This window comes from Microbacterium sp. BE35 (assembly GCF_031457705.1).
Lineage (GTDB): Bacteria > Actinomycetota > Actinomycetes > Actinomycetales > Microbacteriaceae > Microbacterium > Microbacterium trichothecenolyticum.
On sequence record NZ_JAVDXD010000001.1, the window covers coordinates 1,401,005 to 1,420,450 of the forward strand.

Sequence of the window (19,446 nt, forward strand, 5' to 3'; positions counted from 1 at the left end):
GCACTGATGCGCCGGTGCGCTTCGGCGTGCGCGGCGCCGGAGACACCCGTGAATACGCAGCCGTTCCTGGATCGCAGCCGCGCGAGCATCGCCGCGCTCCTCGCCTTCCTGCTCGTCGTGGCAGGAGCCCTCACCGCCGTCCCGGCTTTCGCCGCCGGACCATCCGTCTCGGCCACGCAGGCCCCACGCGCGGGCGGCACGATCACCGTCACCGGCTCCGGCTTCTCGGGCGTCGCGCCGGGGGTCTACGTCGGCGTCGGCGCCGCAGGTCTCAGCGGCTTCTACGGGGGCACGATGAGCGACGTGGTCTGGGTGTCGCCCGGCAACGCGGAGGGTTCCACCGGCGCCGGCCGCACCGCGCCGATGACGGAGTCCGGAACGTTCAGCGTTCAGCTGAGCGTCCCCGCGCACGCCGAAGGCGCCCAGTACACCGTCTACACCTCCAAGGCCCACGGCGGAGGTTTCACCGACCCGAGCCAGAACGCCTCGACGGCCATCGCGTGGCAGCCGCTCCCCGCCGTCGCGACCACCACGACGCTGACTGTCGACCCGGCCGCCTCGAGCCTGGCCGGCGCGGACTTCACGCTCGGCGCGACCGTCGAGCCCGCAGCATCCGGAACCGTCTCGTACTTCAACGGGGAGACGCAGCTCGGCTCCGCAGTCGTCGGCACGACGATCACGGCGAGCATCGCCACCGCCGGGATCGCGCAGCTGACGGCCGTGTTCACGCCCGCCGATCCGGCGGCGTTCACCGGCTCGACCTCGTCCGCCGTGTCATACGAGATCACCGCGCCGCCGGTCGATCCCGAGCCCGAGGCCCCGGCACCCACCGTGACGGTGTCGAAGACGACCGGGCTGGACCCCGACGGCGAGACCGTCACGGTGTCGGGTTCGGGGTTCGTCCCGAACCCGCCGGCGACCGACGGCACCCGGCCGCCGCTCGCGGGGAAGTTCGGCGGCTCGTACATCGTCTTCGGCAAGTTCCTCGATGAGTGGACGCCTTCCTCCGGTGCGCCGACGTCCGCACGACCCGGCATCGACACGAAGTGGGGTGTGCACGCGGCTGATGTCGCGTCCATCGGCGGCGCTGCGCGCGGAGGGATCGCGATCGCCGCCGACGGCACCTTCGAGACGACACTCACCATCTCGCGGAGCGAGGCGTCCCAGGTGCTCGCCGGAAACTACGGCGTCTACACCTACTCGGGGGCGGGCGCGAAGTACGCCGCGTTCGAGACGTACACGCCGATCACGTTCGCCGAGCCGACTCCGTCGCCGTCCCTCGCGGTGTCGAAGACCGAAGGCCTCGACCCCGAGGGCGACACGATCACGATCACCGGCACCGACTACAGCACCGCGGGCAAGGCGATCTACGGGCCGTCGGCGGGGCAGCCCGCTGGTGTGTACGCGCAGATCGGCTGGCTCGAGGAGTCGTGGCGCCCCTCGGCCGGCGCGGTCTCGGGCCAGCGGTCGAACGCCTACTCGGTCTGGGCGCAGGGCGTGCAGACGCAGGCGCCGTACCTGAAGTGGACCGACAACGGCGACGGCACGGCGGACTTCACGTGGACCGTCGAGATCGACGAGGCGACCCTCGAGGCGAAGCGTCTCGAAGGCGCGACCCTCGCCGTGTTCACCGTCGGTGCCGGCGGTGTCGTGCAGGCGGTCAACGAGCTCGCCGTCCCCATCGCCTTCGCCGATCCCACGCCGGTCCCGGCCGTCGACGTGACGGTGACGGATGCCTCGGCCACCGCCGGCGCGACCGTCGAGGTCGCCGCCTCGAACCTCGGAGACGTCACCGGCGCCTACGCCGCCATCATCGAGAAGGGCACCGAATCGGTGGTCACCGCCGGCGACGGCTTCGCGGCCATGCAGTACGTGCGCCCGATCTCGGGCGGCTCGTTCACGGTCGACCTCGTCGCCCCCGCAGCGAAGCTCGACCGTACGAAGCAGTACGAGGTGATCGTGTGGCGGCAGCACTCCAACCCGGGCGCCGACACGATCTACGCCCGCGGCGACGTGCCGTTCACGGCCGATCACTGGACGAAGCTCTTCCCCGAGGTGACGCCGCCGACCGGCCCGGAGCCCCCGGTCGACCCCGGCACGCCGGCGACCCCGCCGGCGTCGGTGCAGGGCGGCTCGCTCGCGTGGGCGATCTCGTCGAGCTTCGCGAGCTACATCACAGGCAGCATCGCGCACGGCAGCATCGCCGTGACGGGCGGCGCGACGCGCTTCGGCGGTGTGTTCCAGTTCGGCCAGGCCACGGGCAGCACGTATGACGCGGCGACCGGAACCGGCACCGTCTCGTACAACGGGTCGGTCCGCTTCACCGGCCACGGCGGCGTGCTCGACGTCACGATCGCGAACCCGCAGGTGCGTCTCACCTCTGCGAACGCGGCGACGCTGTACGTCACGAGCGGCGGCGCGCAGGTCGCCTTCGCGAACCTCGACCTGTCGGCCGCGGTGCGCGTCACCGCCAACGGCGCCGTCTCGTACTCGCGCGTGCCGGCGACTCTGACCGCTGCCGGTCGCAACCAGGTGTTCCAGGGCTACACGACCGAGCTCGACCCGCTCGCGTTCACGATCGGCGTCCCGGCGGCCGCGCCCGCGGGTTCGACGGGCACCGTCGCGGCGGCTCCCGCGTCGACCACGCGCACGACGTCGCTCCCCGCCGCTCCGCCGGCCTCGACGGGCATCGACCTCGACGACGACACCCTCGCCGCGCTGCAGAAGGGCGAGCCGGTCACTGTCTCAGCGTCGGGCTTCACCCCGAACGAGGAGGGCATCAAGGTCGTCGTGTACTCGACGCCGACGCTCCTGGGCGAAGTGGCGGCGGATGCCTCGGGCAAAGCGACGTGGACGGGTTCGCTACCCGCCGCGCTCGAGGACGGTGAGCACACGCTGACGTTCCAGGGGTCCGTGGACCGCGGCATCCGTTTCACCCTCGCCCGCGCTGCGATCGCCGCCGGCTGCTTCGTGGAGGCCGCCACCCTGGACTGGGGCTTCAAGGAGACCTTCCGCACGTACATCGAGGGGATCGCCGCCGGCGGCTGGGAGCTGACCGACGTCGCGTACGAGTACCCCGAGTTCGTCTGGACGGCGGGTGATGGAGCGGTGGATGCCGCGACCCGGACCGGTCTCGTCACCTATGGCGGCAGCATCCGTTTCACCGGTCACCAGGGCGCGCTCGACACGACGCTGACGAACGCCCGCGTGGAACTCGCGGGCGACACCGGCTACCTGGTGTTCGACGTCAGCGGCACGACGCAGGCGGGTGAGCCGGTGACGGCCGCGGGCATCCGGTTCGCCGAGTTCGCCCTGCCCGACCTCGAGGTGACCGACGACGGGCTCGTGCTCGACGCGCTCCCGGCGACCCTGACCGACGCCGGCGCCGCCGCGTTCGGCACGTACGCGGCGGGCGACGAGCTCGACCCGGTGTCGGCCGTGCTCCCGGCGGCGGGCGACTGCGCGGTCGCTGCAGCGCCGGTGAAGGCTGAGGAGGTGCCGGTGGCCGAGGCCGCCGAGGCCGAGGCCCTCTCCGCCGACCGGACGACGGCGCCCGTGTGGCCGTGGGTGCTCGTGGGGATCGCCCTGGCTCTCGGGATCGGGGCCGTGGTCTGGATCGTGGTCTCCCGCCGCCGTGCGACGGCCGGCGGCAACGGAGACCAGACGGCCGGCTGAGGCCTGCCGTCACCCCGGCGGCGTCCCGCTCTCGGCTTCCGAGCGGGGCGCCGCCTCTCCTATGGCGCGGTGCGGCTCGCCGAGTGGGACAATGGAGGCATGCCCGAGCACAGCCAGGACCGCATCGAGACCGTGCGCGTGCGACGTGCACCGAAGATCTCGGTGTTCCTGATCGTCGGTGCGCTGGTGGGCGTCTTCGTCGCGATGATCCTCACGTTCGCGTTCAACGGCACCGCCGGTGCGAGCCCGAACACCGGGGTCATGTACTCGCAGGGTCAGGTGTTCGGCTTCCTGGCGCTCATCTGCGCCCCGATCGGCCTCGCTCTGGGCGGCGTCCTCGCGCTGATCCTCGATCGCCGTTCACGCCGTCACACGCACCAGGTCGCCGTCGACCACGAGCAGGTGCACGTCGACCCGGAGCCCGGCACCAACGGCCACGGCCCCGCCCACTGAGCCCGAGCGCTACGCCAGCTCGGCGATGATCGGGTGGATCGCGGCGTCGAACGCCGCGACATCGCCGCGCAGTCCGTCGGTGACGGCGATCGTGAGCGAGCCGATCCACCACACCCCGCGCTGATTCAGCGGCAGCACCTGCACGTTCAGCTCGAACGAGTGCGCCCGTCGGCCGACCTGACGCTCGTGCTCTGCGATCGCCCCCGCGTAGGCGCGGTACGCCGTGCCGGTGCTGTGCGACGCCTCTTTGCGGTAGCGCGCGTTCGCAGACTGCGCGAACGCCACGGCCTCGATCGCATGCGGTTCGAAGGCCGCGCGCAGCTCGTCGCAGCCCTCGGTGGGAAGGGCGAGCGCGGTGTCGAAGCCGTCGACGAGATCGAGGGGGACCGGCGACGGGTGCGCCTGCGGCTCGACGGTCATCGCCCAGAATTCGCGCCATTGCCGTTCCAGCAGCGCCTGGGCTTCTTCGGACCGGTCGTTCGCGCGCGGAGGGATGCCGCGGAGGTGCGGAAGCTCCTCCGGAGAACGGATGCCGAGCACCTGGCGCAGGTAGAGGGCGAGAAGAACCGGCTGACCGGCGTCTTCGCGGATCAGCCACTCCGGAGCACCGGCGCCGCCCATGGGGCCATTGTAGAACCGGGCATCGACGTCGCGGCCGGGCTGACAAGCATGATCTGGACGGATGCCGCGACCCGGCGTAACAGCGGCGGCCCCCGGCATCCGTCCAGGTGGGGCGCCGGTAGGCTGGTAGCCGTGGCCTCATCCGAACGCGATGCCCCCTCCCGCCCCGAACAGCCTGTGAACCCCTACCAGGCTGCGGGCGTCGACACCGCCGCCGGCGACCTCGCCGTCGAGCTGATGAAGTCGGCGGTGCGTCGCACCCACGGCCCCGAGGTGCTCGGGGGCGTCGGCGGCTTCGCCGGACTCTTCGACGCTGCCGCGTTCAAGGCCTATGACAAGCCGCTGCTGGCCACCAGCACGGACGGCGTCGGCACGAAGGTCGCGATCGCGCAGGCGATCGACAAGCACGACACGATCGGGCAGGACCTCGTGGGCATGGTCGTCGACGACATCGTCGTGGTCGGCGCGAGACCGCTGTTCATGACCGACTACATCGCGTGCGGCAAGGTCTTCCCCGAGCGCATCGCCGACATCGTCCGCGGCATCGCCGAGGGCTGCTCGGCCACCGGCACGGCCCTCGTGGGCGGCGAGACCGCCGAGCACCCGGGCCTGCTGGGCGTCAACGACTACGACGTCGCGGGCGCCGCGACCGGCGTCGTCGAGGCCGACCGCGTGCTGGGCGCGGAGCGGGTGCGCGACGGCGACGTCGTCCTCGCGCTCGCGAGCTCGGGCCTGCACTCCAACGGCTACTCGCTGGTGCGTCACATCGTGGCGGGCTCGGGCATCCAGTACGGCGACAACGCCGCCGACTTCGGCACGACGTGGGGCGAGGCCCTGCTCGAGCCGACCCGCCTCTACACGCTGCCCCTGCTGCGCCTCATCACCGAGACCGGCGACGCGGTGCACTCCCTCAGCCACGTCACCGGCGGCGGCATCGCCGCGAACCTCGCCCGTGTGCTCCCGCAGGGCACGTGGGTCGAGGTCGATCGCTCGACGTGGTCGCCCTCGCCGGTGTTCCGCGTCCTCGCCGACCTCGGCGGCCTCGAACTCGAGGCGACCGAGGGCACCTGGAACCTGGGCATCGGGTTCCTCGCGGTTGTCGCCTCCGACAAGGCCGAGGCCGCAGCATCCGCTCTCTCCCGTGAAGGCATCGCGACGTGGCAGGTGGGTGTCGTGCACACCGGCGACCGGCCCGCCGACGCCCACTGGGAGCAGGGCGCCAAGGGCGTCGACGGCGGCGCGGTGCGTCTCGTCGGCGCGTACGCAGACCACACGGCTCGCTGAGCCGCAGTCAGAACACAGCAGGAGCAGGCAACACGCATGTGCGGAATCGTCGGAATGGTGGGGCGCGGGTCCGTCAACCAGGAGATCTACGACTCCCTCCTCCTCCTCCAGCACCGGGGTCAGGACTCCACGGGCATCTCGACCGCCGAGCGCAACGGCGTCGTGCACATGCACAAGGTGAAGGGACAGGTGCGCGAGTCGTTCCGCACGCGCGACATGCGTGCGCTCCTCGGTGAGATCGGCCTGGGCCACGTGCGCTACGCGACCAAGGGCACGGCGTCGAACGAGGAAGAGGCGCAGCCCTTCTACGTCAACGCCCCGTACGGCATCGTGCTGGTGCACAACGGCAACCTCACGAACACGCGCGAGCTCACCGAGGAGCTCTTCCACAAGGACCGCCGCCACCTCAACACGTCGTCCGACACGGAGCTGCTGGTCAACGTCCTCGCGAACGAGCTCCAGTCCTCCATCTCGGGTCTCGAGCTCGACCCGGCCCAGGTGTTCCATGCCGTGAGCCGCGTGCACGAGCGCGTCGAAGGATCGTACGCGGCCATCGCGCTGATCGCGGGCTACGGTCTGCTGGCGTTCCGCGACCCGTTCGGCATCCGTCCCCTCATCCTCGGCACCCGCAAGAACGAGGACGGGCATTACGAGTGGGTCGTCACCAGCGAGTCGCTCGTGCTCGAGAACGGCGAGTTCGAGGTCGTGCGCGACGTCGACCCGGGCGAAGCCGTCTTCATCGACCTCGAGGGCAACCTGCACACGCAGCAGTGCGCGAGCGACCCGCAGCTCGTGCCGTGCTCGTTCGAGTACGTCTACCTCGCCCGTCCCGACTCGGTCATGAACGGCATCTCGGTGTACGAGGCGCGCCTGCGCATGGGCGACCGGCTCGCCGACACCATTGCGAAGTACACGCCGAAGGAAGCGATCGACGTCGTCATGCCGATCCCCGACTCGTCGCGCCCGGCGGCCATGCAGGTGGCCCGCAAGCTCGGCGTCGAGTACCGCGAGGGCTTCTACAAGAACCGCTACGTCGGCCGCACGTTCATCATGCCGGGCCAGGCGGTGCGCAAGAAGAGCGTGCGTCAGAAGCTCAACGCCATGTCGAGCGAGTTCAAGGGCAAGAACGTGCTCCTCATCGACGACTCCATCGTGCGCGGCACGACGTCGAAGGAGATCATCCAGATGGCACGGGATGCCGGAGCCAAGAGCGTCACGTTCGCCTCGGCCGCGCCGCCGGTGCGTTACCCGCACGTGTACGGCATCAACATGCCGTCGCGGCACGAGCTGGTGGCCCACGGCCGCACGATCCCGCAGATCGCGGAGGAGCTCGGCGCCGACTTCGTCGTCTACCAGGAGGTCGAAGACCTCAAGGCGGCGATCCTCGAGGGCTCCGACGTCGAGGACCTCGACATGAGCTGCTTCGACGGCCGCTACATCACGGGCACCGTCACCGACGAGTACCTCGCCTGGGTCGAGGGCTCGCAGGAGTCCTGACTCCCCTGTCGGGGCCGGGCCGAGGCATCCGTCCACGCCCGTAGGGTGGATAGGTGAAGTCGTCTCCTGCCCGCCCGCTCTGGCAGGGGAGGACCCTCGCGCTCGTCGGGATCGTGTTGTTCGCGTTCTCGCTGCGTTCGGCGGTCGCCTCGCTGTCGCCCCTGTACGACCACATCGCGGCGGACTTCGCCGTCCCGCCGGCGGTCATCGGGCTCATCGGCACGGCGCCGCCCGTGTGCTTCGCGATCTTCGGGCTGCTGACGCCCGCCCTCGAGCGCCGGTTCGGGCTCGAACGCCTCGCGGTCGCGGCCATGGCGGTCGTGACGCTCGGGCTCGTCGCGCGCAGCTTCGCACCGAGCTGGGGGCTGCTGCTGGCCGGCACCGCTTTGGTGTTCGCCGCGGTGGGCACGGGCAACATCCTGCTGCCGCCGCTGGTGAAGCGGTACTTCCCCGACCGCATCGGCCTGATGACGACGATCTTCTCGACCACGATGGCCGTGTCGACCTTCCTGCCGCCCCTCATCGCCGTTCCGATGGCGGATGCTGCGGACTGGCACCTTTCGCTGGGCCTGTGGGCCGTCTTCGCCCTGGTAGCGATGATCCCGTGGATCGGCCTCGCGATGCGCCACCGCGCCGCCCAGGCCGAGAAGGACGACGACGACATCGAGGAGCCGAGCCCGCAGGCGTTCGGCCGCATGTGGCGGATCCCGCTCGCGTGGGCGCTGCTCGTGTCGTTCGCGGTGTCGAGCACGATCGCGTACACGTCGTTCGCGTGGATGCCTCAGCTGCTCGTCGACATCTCGGGCGTCACGCCGGCGACGGCGGGTGCGCTGCTCTCTCTCTTCGGATTCATGGGCCTGCCGGCATCCCTCGTGGTGCCGCTGCTGGTCACGCGCTGGAACGCCACGCGACTGCTGTTCGGGGTCGCGGTCGCGTGCGGGTTCGCCGGCATCGCCGGGTTCCTGTTCGTGCCGACGACCGCGCCGTGGCTCTGGGTGGTGCTGCTCGGGCTCGCACCTCTGCTGTTCCCGATGATCCTCGTCCTCCTCGGGCTGCGCACACGCACGCACGAGGGTTCGGTCGCCCTGAGCGGGTTCGCGCAGAGCGGCGGCTACGCGATCGCCGCGCTGTTCCCGTTCGGCATCGGGCTGCTCCACGAGGCGACGGACTCGTGGACGGGCCCCCTCATCGTGCTGGCGATCGTCGTCGCGGCAGCGATCCCCGCAGGCGCCGTCGCTGCCCGCCCCCACACCGTCGAGGACGACTGGGAGCGCCGACACGGCGCCTGGTGAGGCATCCCGGGACTGCCGGGTGTCCGGGTCGTCGGGGGTCGGCGAACACCGGTCGGGCCACCGCGGCGGCCGACGTGCGAGGTGTTACGCCTGCGACGACGAGAGCGGCGAGGTCTCGTCCTCGTCTTCGTCGTTGTACTGGTCGGCCCACTTGTCGACGTACTCGTCGTCATGGTGACCGAGCTCGCGCTCGAGTGCGGAGTAGTTCACGTTGTACGTGTCGTACTTCAGCTCACGGGCGATCTTGGTGTGCTTCGCCTTCTGACGGCCACGCCCCATGCGAGACCCCCTCATTTAAGGTCGCGGGCTATTCTTGCGGGCTCTCAGCCTCGCAAACCCGGGCATTCACGAAACCGGCTTCGAACCGGTAAGAGTAGCATTCAGGATAACACGGAGCCCCGGTAACCCGGCCGTTCCGACGCCACCGGTGGACGAGGAGTGCGGACATATGACCGACGAGGCATCCGAGCCGGAAGGCGATGCGACGACCGATGCGAGTCTGCACGGGGCGGTGATCGCGGGTGTGATCCCCGACCAGTCGCCGCGCGTCCTGAAGGAGGCGGCGCGCTACGCGAAGCTCCTCCAGTCGCCGCTCGTGGTGGTGCACGTCGACGTCACGCGCTTCGTCACCTACGAGGACCCCGACGGGTACGTCCACTCGGCGCCCATCGACATCAACATCGCGGCCGGCGAAGGCGAGCTCGCGAAGGTGCAGGATGCCGCAGCATCCGTCCTCGGCGAATCCGGGCCGGACTGGACGGTGCGCCAGCTCGTCGGCGACCCGGCAATGGCGCTCAAGCACTTCGCCGACGAGATCGACGCGCGCCTGCTCGTCGTCGGAACCCGCAAGCGCGGCTTCGGGGAGTCGGTCCGGGAGTTCTTCACCGGCTCCGTCGGAGCGCGCCTCGCGCATCGCCAGCACCGCCCGATCCTGATCGTCCCGCTCGGCGAGCCCGTGCCCGACGACGAGGAGATCTGGCCCGCCTGATCGCGGGGATCGGACTCGTTCGCAGGCCCGAGACGAAACGCCCTGAGCTTCCGAGGAGGCTCAGGGCGTTCGACTGAGGGATGCTGCGGCTCAGCCGCGCAGCGCGCGTGTCACGTCGCGGGCCACGCGGTCGAGCTCCGTCGCGAGCTGGTCGACGATCGACGCGGCGAGCTCGCCGCCGCGGGCGACGTGGACGCGGACGTCGCCGCGCACGTTGGCGCGGAACTCGTTCACGAGGGCGTCGACGCGCTGCACCTGCTCGCGGCTGCGCACGCGGGGGTCGTCCTCGCGGGAGGGCTGCGGCGTGGACTGGCGTTCGTCGCGGGACGCGGCGGCGAGGTCGGCGCGGAGGCTCTTCATCGCCTCGCGGACGCTCCCGCGCACCTCGTCGGCGATGAGTCTCACCGAATCGGCGAGGCCGGCCTCGATGCCCTCGAGCTCGCCCGCGCGCGACTGGACCTCGGCGTGGCCGGCCTCCGTGATGGCGTAGACGGTCTTGCGTCCGTCAACGGTCTTGGTCACGAGGCCCTCTTCTTCGAGCTTCGCCAGACGCGGATAGATGGTGCCGGCGCTGGGGGTGTAGGTGCCCCCGGTGCGGTCCGACAGGGCCTGCATGATGTCGTAGCCGTGACGCGGCCCTTCATCGAGCAGGTTCAGCAGGTACAGGCGAAGATCGCCGTGCGAGAAGACCGGGGTCATTTGGTTCACAGACCTTCCTGGTCGAAGCGGGCCGCCGAGTCGCCGGCGGCCGCTTCATCGACGCCGGCGTCAGGGGCCGCCGCCTCGGGCGCCGTCGAAGCCGGAGCCGATGCCTCGGCCGGAGCCGGAGCCCAAGCATCGGCCGAAGCCGCGGCCGGAGCCGATGCCTCGGCCGAAGCCGACGCGTGGGCGTCGACGGACGCGGGGGGTGCAGCATCCGTCACCGGAGAAGCCGCGCGGCGCAGCACGGTGATGTCGCCCGAGACGCTGTGGGCGCGCACGTCGGCGAAGCTGCCGCTGAGCTCGCCGACCGAGCCGGCGTAGTTGGTGGTCGGGCCGGTGCCGTTGCCGGAGCGCACGACGCCGTCCACCTGCACGCGGCCGCTGACGCTGCGGATGACGTAGTTGGCCGGGTGGCCCTCGTCGAGGCGCACGGTCGAGCTGCCGCTGACGGTGTTGAGGCCGACCGAGAGGATGTCGCCCGTCGAGTCGACGAGCGCTGCGCCCGAGACGGTGTCGATCGTGGCCTTGCGGAGGGTTCCGGTGGCGGCGACATCGCCCGAGACGCTGTTGGCGCTGAGGGCTCCGACGAGCTCGCGCACCTGCACGTCGCCCGAGACGGCGTTGACCGAGACGTCGCCGGTGATGCCGTCGACGATGATGTCGCCCGACACGGTGTTGAGCGAGGCGTTGGCCTTGAGGCCCGAGACGAGGGCGCTGGCGCTGACGACGCCCAGGGTGAGCGCCACGTCGCGGGGGACCGCGACGCTGATCTCGGCCTTCGGGCCGGAGGTGCCGAAGTTGCGGAACACCTCGAGGAAGTTGTCCCAGCGCAGCTGCGGGTGGTCGATCTCGACGTGGTCGTCGGCGACCTCGATGCGGAGGTCCTTGACGGTGACGTCGTGCACTTCGATGCGGATGCCGGGCTCGTCGTGGGCGATCACGTCGACCTGTCCGCCGACGAGGCCGATCTTGAGCGTGCGCACGTCTTCGATGTCGATGACGCGCGTCTCGCCCGGGTGGATGATCCACTTCTCCAGGGTCATGACTGCTTCTCCTGCGGTAGTTCTAGGGGTTGATCCGTATCGCGATATATCGCGTGATGAGAGAGTAACACGATATATCGCGTGTATGTCAAGCGTGAGGCTGCGAATGGACCTAGAGGAGACGGGTACCGCCCCTTGACATTGACGCAACGTCAACCTTTAGCGTGGTCCACACGACGACCCGACGATGAGACGAGAGAGGGGAGGGCGTCATGGAAGAGGGGCAGGAGTGGTCGATCCAGCAGATCGCGAAGCTCGCCGGCACGACGAGCCGCACACTCCGCCACTACGACGACATCGGCCTGCTCGCGCCGTCGAGCGTCGGCCACAACGGCTATCGGTACTACGGCCAGGCCGCGCTCGTGCGGCTGCAGCGCATCCTGCTGCTGCGCGAGCTCGGACTCGGGCTGCCGCAGATCGCCGCGGTGATCGAGCGGGAGACGGGCGAGGTGCCCGCCCTCGAGGCGCACCTTGCATGGCTCCGGCAGGAGCAGGACAGGCTGGCGCGGCAGATCGCGTCGGTCGAGAACACGATCAGTGCAGTGAGAGGAGGTGAACGACTGATGGCAGAGAACATGTTCGACGGCTTCGACCACACGCAGTACAAGGACGAGGTCGAACAGCGCTGGGGGAAGAAGGCGTACGCCGACAGCGACCGCTGGTGGCGCTCGATGAGCGCTGATGAGAAGGCGGCGTGGCAGCAGCGGGTCTCAGACCTCGGCCGCGACTGGATCGCCGCCGCGGAATCCGGGATCGCCCCCGACAGCGATGAGGCCCAGGCGGTCGCGAAGCGGCACGTCGAGTGGCTGACGGGCATCCCCGGAACCCCGGCGGCAGCGCCCGGCGGCGACGTGAAGGGCTACGTGATCGGCCTCGGCGAGATGTACGTCGCCGACCCGCGGTTCGGCGCGAACTACGCGACGAGCCAGGGCGGCACGCACGGCGCGGAGTTCGTGCGCGACGCGCTCCGCGTCTACGCCGACGCGAACCTGTAGCCCGGGTGCATGTCCCCGCAGGACAGACGGATGCCGCGGCCAGCAATGGCCGCGGCATCCGTCCGTCCTCTGATCCGGTGGGGTGCAGGTGTCAGGTGCTGCGGTTCCCGCTGATCACTCGGAACAGGAAGGCGATCAAGGCGATGACGCCGACGATGATGGCAACCCACAGCAGCCAGCTCAGCGCCGAGTTGAGGCCGCCGACGATCGCGAGCACGATCGCGACGACGATGATGATGATCAGGGCGAGGTTCATAGGAGGCTCTCCTTCTGCTTCGTCGATGCATGTGATGCATCGGATGCCTCGTGGGCACATCTCGACAGTGGCACCCGAGGGGCGGGGTCCGTAGGGGCTTGACGACCCTCGTTCGCCGGTGATACGCCGGGCCCACCGGCTCTGTGCGTAGGGCGATCCGACGGGTGCTGTCAACCCCCGTGAGCGTTCCAGGCCGCGTACGTAACTTCGCGGGTATGAGCACATCCGCGACCGATCCGACGACCGCTCACCGCGAGGACGGCTTCCCGGCGCAGCACCAGGAGCAGCCGGGCCTCACCGACGACACGCGTCCCACGCCCGACCACGGGGAACGCTCGTATCAGGGCGCGCAGCGCCTGTCCGAACGCCGTGCTCTCATCACCGGCGGCGACTCCGGCATCGGCCGCGCGGTCGCGATCGCGTTCGCCCGCGAGGGTGCGGACGTCGCGCTGACCCATATGCCCGAAGAGCAGGAGGACGCCGACGACACCGCGCGCTGGATCACCGAGGCCGGCGCGCGGGCGCTGCCGCTGAAGGGCGACCTGCGCGACGAGGACTTCTGCGCCGAGATCGTCCGGCGCACCGTCGACGAGCTCGGCGGACTCGACGTGCTCGTGCTCAATGCGGCGTACCAGAAGGACCGCGACAGCCTCGCGACCCTCGAGACCGCGGAGATGGACCGCGTGTTCCGCACCAACCTGTACGCGCAGATGTTCACCGCGCGCGCCGCGATCCCGCACCTGAAGCCCGGGTCGTCGATCATCGTCACGACGTCGATCCAGGCGTTCAACCCGTCGCCCTCGCTCATCGACTACGCGATGACCAAGGCGGCGCAGGTCGCTTTCATCAAGGCGCTCGCCGAGGATCTCGGACCGAACGGCATCCGCGTGAACGGCGTCGCGCCGGGGCCGATCTGGACCCCCCTCATCCCCGCGACGGGATGGGATGCCGAGCGCCTCGCGACCTTCGGACAGGACACGCCGCTGGGCCGCGCGGGTCAGCCCGCCGAGCTGGCCGGCGCCTACGTGTACCTCGCGAGCGACGACGCGTCGTTCACGTCGGGCGCGATCCTGCCCGTGACCGGAGGGAAGGGCCTGTGAAACCCGCCTTCGCGGCGGTGAACGAAGGAGGAAGCCATGCCAGGACGACGCGGATCGACCCTCAAGGACCGCGAGATGTACGAGGAGCTCCGCAAGGACGGCGCCTCGAAGGAGAAGGCCGCGCGCATCTCGAATGCCGCGGCGGCACAGGGCCGAAAGACGGTGGGCAGACGCGGTGCGAACGCGAAGGACTACGACGACCGCACAGTTCCCGAGCTGCGCAAGCGCGCGAAGGAGCTGGGGTTGAAGGGCTACTCGAGCAAGAGGAAGTCCGAGCTGATCTCGATGATCCGCAACCACTGACCGCGGGGGAGATCCGGTCGCCGGGTCCCCCACGCCCGTCGGCCGACCCCGCGACCCCGGTAGCGTGAACGGATGCCGAAGCTCGCGCGCGTCCGTCCCTACGAGGACCCCGGCTTCCGTCGGCTGCGGGCCGGGACGGGCTTCCGGTATCTCGACGCGAAGGGTCGCGCGCCCGCGCCCCGGCACCTGGACCGGATACACGGCCTGGTGATCCCGCCCGCGTGGCAGGACGTGTGGATCAGCACGCGCCCCGACGCGCACATCCAGGCCGTGGGCGTCGACGACGCCGGGCGCCGGCAGTACGTCTACCACCCCGACTGGACCGCGGGCCGCGACCGTGGCAAGTTCGCGCGGTCGCTCGCGCTCGCCGAGGCCTTGCCGCGCGCCCGAGCACGCGTCACCACGTCGATCCGGCGCGAGGCCCTCGACCGCGAGCGGGTGCTGGCGGTCGCGTTCCGCCTGCTCGACGACGCGGCGCCGCGCATCGGCTCGGAGCGCTATCTCGCCGCGCACGGCAGCCGGGGCCTCACGACGCTGCAGCGACGTGATGTCTCGGTCGAGGCGCCCGTCGTCTCCTTCGCGTTTCCTGGCAAGAGCGGCAAGCACCAGGTGCTCGAGCTCGAGGACGCCGACCTCGCCGCCGCGATGGAGATCCTGGCCGCGGGCCGGCCGCGCTCGCCGCTGCTCGCGTGGCAGCGCGGTGGACGCCGCGTCGCGCTGACCCCGGCGGAGGTGAACGCGTACGTGCGGGCGCTCACGGGCGGCAAGTTCACCGCGAAGGACTTCCGCACGCTGCGCGGCACGATCCTCGCCGCCGAGGCGCTCGCGCGCATCGGCACCGTCGACACCAAGACCGACCGCAAGCGCGCCGAGGTGCTCGCGGTGCGGGCGACGGCCGAGGCCCTCGGCAACACGCCGGCGGTCGCGCGCGGTTCCTACATCGACCCGCGCGTGTTCACGAGGTACCGCGAGGGAAACCTGCTCGACCTGTCGATCACGCCGGAGTCCGCGATCCGCGGGCTGCTGCGGCCGGGAACCACCGGTCGTTGAGCGGAGCGCGCTCTGGCGCGCGAAGACGAAACGCTCCGGGTATCCGCGATCGTCGGGCGAGTACCGTGAAGGGATGCCGCAGCCCGTCGATCCCCGGATCCTCGGGGTGACGGTGGCGGGCGGCGCGATCGGCGTCCTCGCCAGGGCGCTCGTGCTCGACCCCGTGACCGACCCGACGGCCGTGCCGTGGGTGACGCTCGGGATCAACGTGGTCGGGTCCCTCATCCTGGGGATCGTCGTCGGCTGGCTCGACGACCGGCGGCCGGTGCTGCGCTCGTTCCTCGGGACGGGGATCATGGGCGGCTTCACCACGTACAGCGCGTTCGCGGTGGCCACGGCTCTGTGGGTCACGACGCCGTGGCTCGCGGCGGGGCTGGCGGCAGCATCCGTCATCGCGGGTGTCATCGGCGCGATCGTCGGACTGTTCATCGGGCGCCGGATCGCCGACCGGCCGGGCGAGGTCGAGTACCCCGAGGACGCCGAGTGAGCCCGTGGTTGCTGGTCGCCGCGCTTGCGGGCGGTATCGGAGCGGGGCTGCGGTATGTCGTCGACCGGTGGTCGACGCCGGCGGGAGGCGCGCGGTTCCCCATCGGGATCCTCGTGGTGAACGTGTCGGGCTCGTTCGTGCTCGGCGTGATCACCGGGCTCGGCACGGCGATCGCCCCCGAGCTCTCGCTCGTGCTCGGGCTCGGTCTGCTCGGCGGGTACACGACCTTCAGCACGGTCTCGGTCGAGACCGTGCTGCTCGCCCAGCGGAAGCGCCGACGCCACGCCGCCCTCAACCTCTTCGGCACGCTCGCGCTCGCCGCCATCGCGGCAGGACTGGGGCTGCTGCTCGGGAGAGCGTTCTCATGAGAGCCGCATGAAATACTGAAACCGATACATCTCCGTATCGAGCGGGCTCGCGCCCTCCCCCTGCATCACCTCACCAGCGAAGGCCTCCGTGTGTCGAACCTCGCCGTTCTGAGTCTCAAGAACCGCGCGCTCATCGCGCTGATCACGATCGTCGCCGCCATCTTCGGCGGGCTCGCGCTCACGAACCTCAAGCAGGAACTGATCCCCTCGATCGAGTTCCCTGCGCTCATCGTCGTCTCGACGTACCCTGGCGCGTCGCCCGAGGTGGTGAGCAACGACGTGTCGGTGCCGATCGAGACCGCCATCCAGGGAGTTTCCGGGCTCGAGTCGACGAGTGCGACGAGCACGACGAACGCCTCGATCGTGCAGGCGTCCTTCACCTACGGCACCGACCTCGCGACCGCCGAGCAGAAGATGACGCAGGCGATCAACCGCATCAAGTCGCAGCTGCCGACCGGCGTCGAGCCGAGCGTCATCTCGGCGAGCATCGACGACTTCCCGGTGATCCAGCTCGCCGTGACCGGCTACGACGACGAGGCGACGATCCAAGCGCAGCTCGAGGCATCCGTCATCCCGGATCTCGAGGATGTCGCGGGCGTCAACGCCGCGCAGATCGTCGGCGGCGTGGGCCAGCGCGTGACGATCACCCCCGACCAGGCGAAGCTCGCCGAGGCGGGCTATACGCAGCAGGCGATCCGCGATGCGCTCGACCAGAACGGCGTGCTGTTCCCCGGCGGCGAGATCACCGAGGGCGACGAGACGCTGACGGTGCAGACCGGCGCGAAGATCTCGTCGGTCGACGAGATCGCGGCTCTGCCGCTCGTGCCGTCGACGGCCGACCAGTTCGTCGCGGGCCCGAAGACCATCGGCGACGTCTCGACCGTCGAAGAGGAGGCCGATCCGGTCACGACCATCTCGCGCGTGAACGGCGAGCCTGCGCTCACGATCGCGGTCACGAAGCTGCCCGCCGCCAACACGGTGGATGTGTCGCGCGGCGTGCTCGCGGTGCTGCCCGACCTCGAGGACTCGCTCGACGGCGCCGAGTTCACGGTCGTGTTCGACCAGGCGCCGTACATCCAGGAGTCCATCGACACCCTCGCGAAGGAAGGCCTGCTCGGCCTCGTCTTCGCGGTGATCGTGATCTTCATCTTCCTGCTGTCGGTGCGCTCGACCCTCGTCGCGGCGATCTCGATCCCGACCAGCATCCTCATCACGTTCATCGGTCTGCAGGCGTTCGGCTACTCGCTCAACATCCTGACCCTCGGCGCGATCACGATCGCGATCGGGCGTGTGGTCGACGACTCCATCGTCGTCATCGAGAACATCAAGAGGCATTACGTCGGCGACGCAGACAAGGGCGACTCGATCCGTCGCGCGGTGCGCGAGGTGGCGTCGGCCATCACGGCGTCGACGATCGTGACGGTCGCGGTGTTCCTGCCGATCGCGTTCGTCGGCGATGTCACGGGCGAGCTGTTCCGTCCGTTCGCGATGACCGTGACGATCGCGATGACCGCGTCGCTGTTCGTCGCGCTCACCATCGTTCCGGTGCTCGCGTACTGGTTCCTCAAGCCCGGCAAGCCGATCCTCGACGCCGAGGGCGTCGCGGTCGATCCGGAGGACCCGGCCGCGCCGCCGAGCCGCCTGCAGAAGTCGTACCTGCCGATCCTCCGCTGGACCCTCCGCCACTCGTGGATCACCCTCGTGCTCGCCGTGCTGGTGCTCGTCGGCACGATCGCCGCCGCTCCCTTCATGAAGACGAACTTCCTGGGCGACTCGGGACAGAACACCTTCACGATGACGCAGGACATCGGCCCCGCCCCCTCGCTCGAAGCCGAGAGCGCCGCAGCCGAGCAGGTCGAGGAGGTGCTCCTCGGCATCGACGGCATCGAGACCGTGCAGGTGTCGATCGGCTCGAGCGGTTCGGCCCTCCGCGACGCCTTCTCGGGCGGCGGCAGCGGCATCACGTACTCGATCACGACCGACCCCGGCGTCGACCAGGTGGCGCTGCGCGAAGAGGTTCAGGGCGCGGTCGCCGATCTCGACGATGCCGGCGAGATCACCGTCGCCGCGGGTGGCGGCGGCTTCGGCTCCACCGACATCGCGATCGACGTCACCGCTCCCGATTCCTCGACCCTGCAGGACGCGACGGATGCTGTCATCTCGGCCGTCGAGGGCGCCGTCGGCGTGGGCCAGGTCACGAGCAACCTGTCGGCCTCGCTGCCGTACATCGCCGTGACGGTGGACCGCGACAAGGCCGCGGAGCTCGGCCTCTCGGAGGTCGCGGTCGGCGCGCTGGTGTCGAACACGATGCAGCCGCAGTCGATCGGCACCGTCGAGATCGACGACACGTCGCTCACGGTGTACCTCGCGGCGTCCGAGACGCCCGCGTCGCTCGACGACCTGCGGCAGCTGCAGGTGCCGAGCGCCACCGGCCCGATCCCGCTCGAGCAGGTCGCGACCGTCGAAGAGAGCGAAGGCCCCACCTCGATCACCACCGAGGGCGGCCAGCGCACGTCGACCGTCACCGTGACTCCGTCGACCGACAACCTGCAGACGGCGACGGCATCGGTGACGACGGCCCTCGCCGACGCCGAACTGCCGTCGGCGGCTGACGCCACGCTCGGTGGTGTCGTGACCCAGCAGCAGGATGCCTTCTCGCAGCTCGGCCTCGCGCTGCTCGCGGCGATCCTGATCGTCTACATCGTGATGGTCGCGACCTTCAAGTCGCTGCGCCAGCCGCTGCTGCTGCTCGTGTCGGTGCCGTTCGCGGCGACCGGCGCGATCCTGCTGCAGATCATCACGGGCGTTCCGCTCGGCGTCGCATCGCTCATCGGCGTGCTGATGCTGATCGGCATCGTCGTGACGAACGCGATCGTGCTCGTCGACCTCGTGAACCAGTACCGCGAGAAGGGCCTGACCGCCCACGACGCCACCGTCGCCGGTGGCTCGCGACGTCTCCGCCCGATCCTGATGACGGCGCTGGCGACGATCTTCGCGCTCACGCCCATGGCGCTCGGCATCACCGGCCAGGGCGGCTTCATCTCGCAGCCCCTTGCGATCGTCGTCATCGGCGGCCTCGTGTCGTCGACCGTGCTGACGCTGCTCGTGCTCCCGACCCTGTACAACCTCGTCGAGGGCGCGAAGGAGCGGCGCGCTGAGCGCCGGCGCCGCCGCGACGAGGGTGACGGCGGTGGCGACGGCGGCTCGGGTCCCGAGGGCGATGGACCGGATGGCGAGTCGGATGCTGCGGCCGCGGGTGTGCTCGTGGGCGCCGGTGGGGGTGCTGCTGGTGCCGAGGCTTCGGGTGAGGTTGCGGGTTCGGGTGCCGTCGG

The 19,446-nt window shown here is 70.3% G+C and carries 16 protein-coding genes and 2 pseudogenes; 13 read left to right on the forward strand and 5 right to left on the reverse strand.

What is annotated here, in order from left to right; translation table 11 throughout:
- Positions 1–48: 48 nt before the first annotated feature.
- Positions 49–3,675: an HtaA domain-containing protein gene (locus J2Y46_RS06135; protein ID WP_310241004.1), complete on the forward strand. Its 3,627-nt coding sequence runs from the start codon at positions 49–51 to the stop codon at positions 3,673–3,675.
- A 99-nt stretch (positions 3,676–3,774) separates the two neighbouring features.
- Positions 3,775–4,128 carry a hypothetical protein gene (locus J2Y46_RS06140; protein WP_045296291.1) on the forward strand — a complete coding sequence of 118 codons (354 nt, stop codon included), beginning with the start codon at positions 3,775–3,777 and terminating at the stop codon, positions 4,126–4,128.
- Between the two features lie 9 nt (positions 4,129–4,137).
- Here J2Y46_RS06140 and J2Y46_RS06145 read toward each other — a convergent pair whose 3' ends face one another.
- Positions 4,138–4,749: a hypothetical protein gene (locus J2Y46_RS06145; RefSeq protein ID WP_045296293.1), complete on the reverse strand. Its 612-nt coding sequence runs from the start codon at positions 4,747–4,749 to the stop codon at positions 4,138–4,140.
- A gap of 132 nt (positions 4,750–4,881) precedes the next feature.
- Here J2Y46_RS06145 and purM point away from each other — a divergent pair, with 132 nt between their 5' ends.
- The 3 genes from purM to J2Y46_RS06160 are packed head-to-tail and all read left to right on the forward strand — an operon-like array spanning position 4,882 to position 8,822.
- Positions 4,882–6,033, forward strand: a complete 1,152-nt coding sequence (purM, locus tag J2Y46_RS06150) for a phosphoribosylformylglycinamidine cyclo-ligase (RefSeq protein WP_310241008.1) — start codon at positions 4,882–4,884, stop codon at positions 6,031–6,033.
- Between the two features lie 36 nt (positions 6,034–6,069).
- Positions 6,070–7,530 (forward strand): amidophosphoribosyltransferase, encoded by a 1,461-nt coding sequence (gene purF / locus J2Y46_RS06155; RefSeq protein WP_045296298.1) that lies wholly within the window; start codon positions 6,070–6,072, stop codon positions 7,528–7,530.
- A 53-nt stretch (positions 7,531–7,583) separates the two neighbouring features.
- The gene (locus J2Y46_RS06160) at positions 7,584–8,822 is read left to right on the forward strand and encodes an MFS transporter (protein ID WP_310241011.1); all 1,239 of its coding nucleotides are present in this window, start codon (positions 7,584–7,586) and stop codon (positions 8,820–8,822) included.
- Positions 8,823–8,906: 84 nt separating this feature from the next.
- Here the strand turns inward: J2Y46_RS06160 and J2Y46_RS06165 are convergent, their stop codons facing one another.
- On the reverse strand, positions 8,907–9,101 hold the full coding sequence (locus J2Y46_RS06165) for a DUF3073 domain-containing protein (RefSeq protein WP_045296302.1): 195 nt from the start codon (positions 9,099–9,101) through the stop codon (positions 8,907–8,909).
- Positions 9,102–9,270: 169 nt separating this feature from the next.
- Between J2Y46_RS06165 and J2Y46_RS06170 the strand changes: the two genes are divergently transcribed.
- Positions 9,271–9,810 (forward strand): universal stress protein, encoded by a 540-nt coding sequence (locus J2Y46_RS06170; protein ID WP_310241013.1) that lies wholly within the window; start codon positions 9,271–9,273, stop codon positions 9,808–9,810.
- Positions 9,811–9,900: 90 nt separating this feature from the next.
- Here J2Y46_RS06170 and J2Y46_RS06175 read toward each other — a convergent pair whose 3' ends face one another.
- Both J2Y46_RS06175 and J2Y46_RS06180 read right to left on the reverse strand, forming a co-directional pair.
- Positions 9,901–10,509 (reverse strand): PadR family transcriptional regulator, encoded by a 609-nt coding sequence (locus tag J2Y46_RS06175; RefSeq protein WP_045296305.1) that lies wholly within the window; start codon positions 10,507–10,509, stop codon positions 9,901–9,903.
- Between the two features lie 173 nt (positions 10,510–10,682).
- Positions 10,683–11,555, reverse strand: a pseudogene (locus tag J2Y46_RS06180) (DUF4097 family beta strand repeat-containing protein); the annotation flags it as partial.
- Positions 11,556–11,767: 212 nt separating this feature from the next.
- On the opposite strand from J2Y46_RS06180, the gene J2Y46_RS06185 reads away from it, so the two are divergent.
- Positions 11,768–12,550 carry a MerR family transcriptional regulator gene (locus J2Y46_RS06185; protein WP_310241015.1) on the forward strand — a complete coding sequence of 261 codons (783 nt, stop codon included), beginning with the start codon at positions 11,768–11,770 and terminating at the stop codon, positions 12,548–12,550.
- A 91-nt stretch (positions 12,551–12,641) separates the two neighbouring features.
- On the opposite strand, the gene J2Y46_RS06190 is transcribed toward J2Y46_RS06185, so the two are convergent.
- On the reverse strand, positions 12,642–12,806 hold the full coding sequence (locus J2Y46_RS06190; protein ID WP_169748664.1) for a hypothetical protein: 165 nt from the start codon (positions 12,804–12,806) through the stop codon (positions 12,642–12,644).
- A gap of 215 nt (positions 12,807–13,021) precedes the next feature.
- Here J2Y46_RS06190 and J2Y46_RS06195 point away from each other — a divergent pair, with 215 nt between their 5' ends.
- The 6 genes and pseudogenes from J2Y46_RS06195 to J2Y46_RS06220 form a co-directional block, all read left to right on the forward strand.
- Positions 13,022–13,906 (forward strand): SDR family oxidoreductase, encoded by an 885-nt coding sequence (locus J2Y46_RS06195; RefSeq protein ID WP_310241017.1) that lies wholly within the window; start codon positions 13,022–13,024, stop codon positions 13,904–13,906.
- A gap of 36 nt (positions 13,907–13,942) precedes the next feature.
- Positions 13,943–14,209 (forward strand): Rho termination factor N-terminal domain-containing protein, encoded by a 267-nt coding sequence (locus J2Y46_RS06200; RefSeq protein ID WP_045296310.1) that lies wholly within the window; start codon positions 13,943–13,945, stop codon positions 14,207–14,209.
- A gap of 72 nt (positions 14,210–14,281) precedes the next feature.
- Positions 14,282–15,259, forward strand: coding sequence for a DNA topoisomerase IB (locus tag J2Y46_RS06205; protein ID WP_310241020.1), 978 nt, complete (start codon positions 14,282–14,284; stop codon positions 15,257–15,259).
- Between the two features lie 73 nt (positions 15,260–15,332).
- On the forward strand, positions 15,333–15,746 hold the full coding sequence (locus J2Y46_RS06210; RefSeq protein WP_310241022.1) for a CrcB family protein: 414 nt from the start codon (positions 15,333–15,335) through the stop codon (positions 15,744–15,746).
- Complete coding sequence (locus tag J2Y46_RS06215; RefSeq protein WP_310241024.1) at positions 15,743–16,114, forward strand: CrcB family protein; 372 nt, start codon at positions 15,743–15,745, stop codon at positions 16,112–16,114. Before J2Y46_RS06210 ends, J2Y46_RS06215 begins: the two co-directional genes overlap by 4 nt.
- 90 nt (positions 16,115–16,204) lie before the next feature.
- A pseudogene (locus J2Y46_RS06220) lies at positions 16,205–19,369 on the forward strand (efflux RND transporter permease subunit); the annotation flags it as partial.
- Between the last annotated feature and the right edge of the window lie 77 nt (positions 19,370–19,446).

What these genes read in the sequence shown, in the direction of transcription:
- J2Y46_RS06140 (WP_045296291.1), top strand. Translation starts at nt 3,775, where the DNA reads ATGCCCGAGCACAGCCAGGACCGCATCGAGACCGTGCGCGTGCGACGT.
- J2Y46_RS06145 (WP_045296293.1), bottom strand. Translation starts at nt 4,749, where the DNA reads ATGGGCGGCGCCGGTGCTCCGGAGTGGCTGATCCGCGAAGACGCCGGT.
- purF (WP_045296298.1), top strand. Translation starts at nt 6,070, where the DNA reads ATGTGCGGAATCGTCGGAATGGTGGGGCGCGGGTCCGTCAACCAGGAG.
- J2Y46_RS06165 (WP_045296302.1), bottom strand. Translation starts at nt 9,101, where the DNA reads ATGGGGCGTGGCCGTCAGAAGGCGAAGCACACCAAGATCGCCCGTGAG.
- J2Y46_RS06170 (WP_310241013.1), top strand. Translation starts at nt 9,271, where the DNA reads ATGACCGACGAGGCATCCGAGCCGGAAGGCGATGCGACGACCGATGCG.
- J2Y46_RS06175 (WP_045296305.1), bottom strand. Translation starts at nt 10,509, where the DNA reads ATGACCCCGGTCTTCTCGCACGGCGATCTTCGCCTGTACCTGCTGAAC.
- J2Y46_RS06185 (WP_310241015.1), top strand. Translation starts at nt 11,768, where the DNA reads ATGGAAGAGGGGCAGGAGTGGTCGATCCAGCAGATCGCGAAGCTCGCC.
- J2Y46_RS06190 (WP_169748664.1), bottom strand. Translation starts at nt 12,806, where the DNA reads ATGAACCTCGCCCTGATCATCATCATCGTCGTCGCGATCGTGCTCGCG.
- J2Y46_RS06195 (WP_310241017.1), top strand. Translation starts at nt 13,022, where the DNA reads ATGAGCACATCCGCGACCGATCCGACGACCGCTCACCGCGAGGACGGC.
- J2Y46_RS06200 (WP_045296310.1), top strand. Translation starts at nt 13,943, where the DNA reads ATGCCAGGACGACGCGGATCGACCCTCAAGGACCGCGAGATGTACGAG.
- J2Y46_RS06205 (WP_310241020.1), top strand. Translation starts at nt 14,282, where the DNA reads ATGCCGAAGCTCGCGCGCGTCCGTCCCTACGAGGACCCCGGCTTCCGT.
- J2Y46_RS06210 (WP_310241022.1), top strand. Translation starts at nt 15,333, where the DNA reads ATGCCGCAGCCCGTCGATCCCCGGATCCTCGGGGTGACGGTGGCGGGC.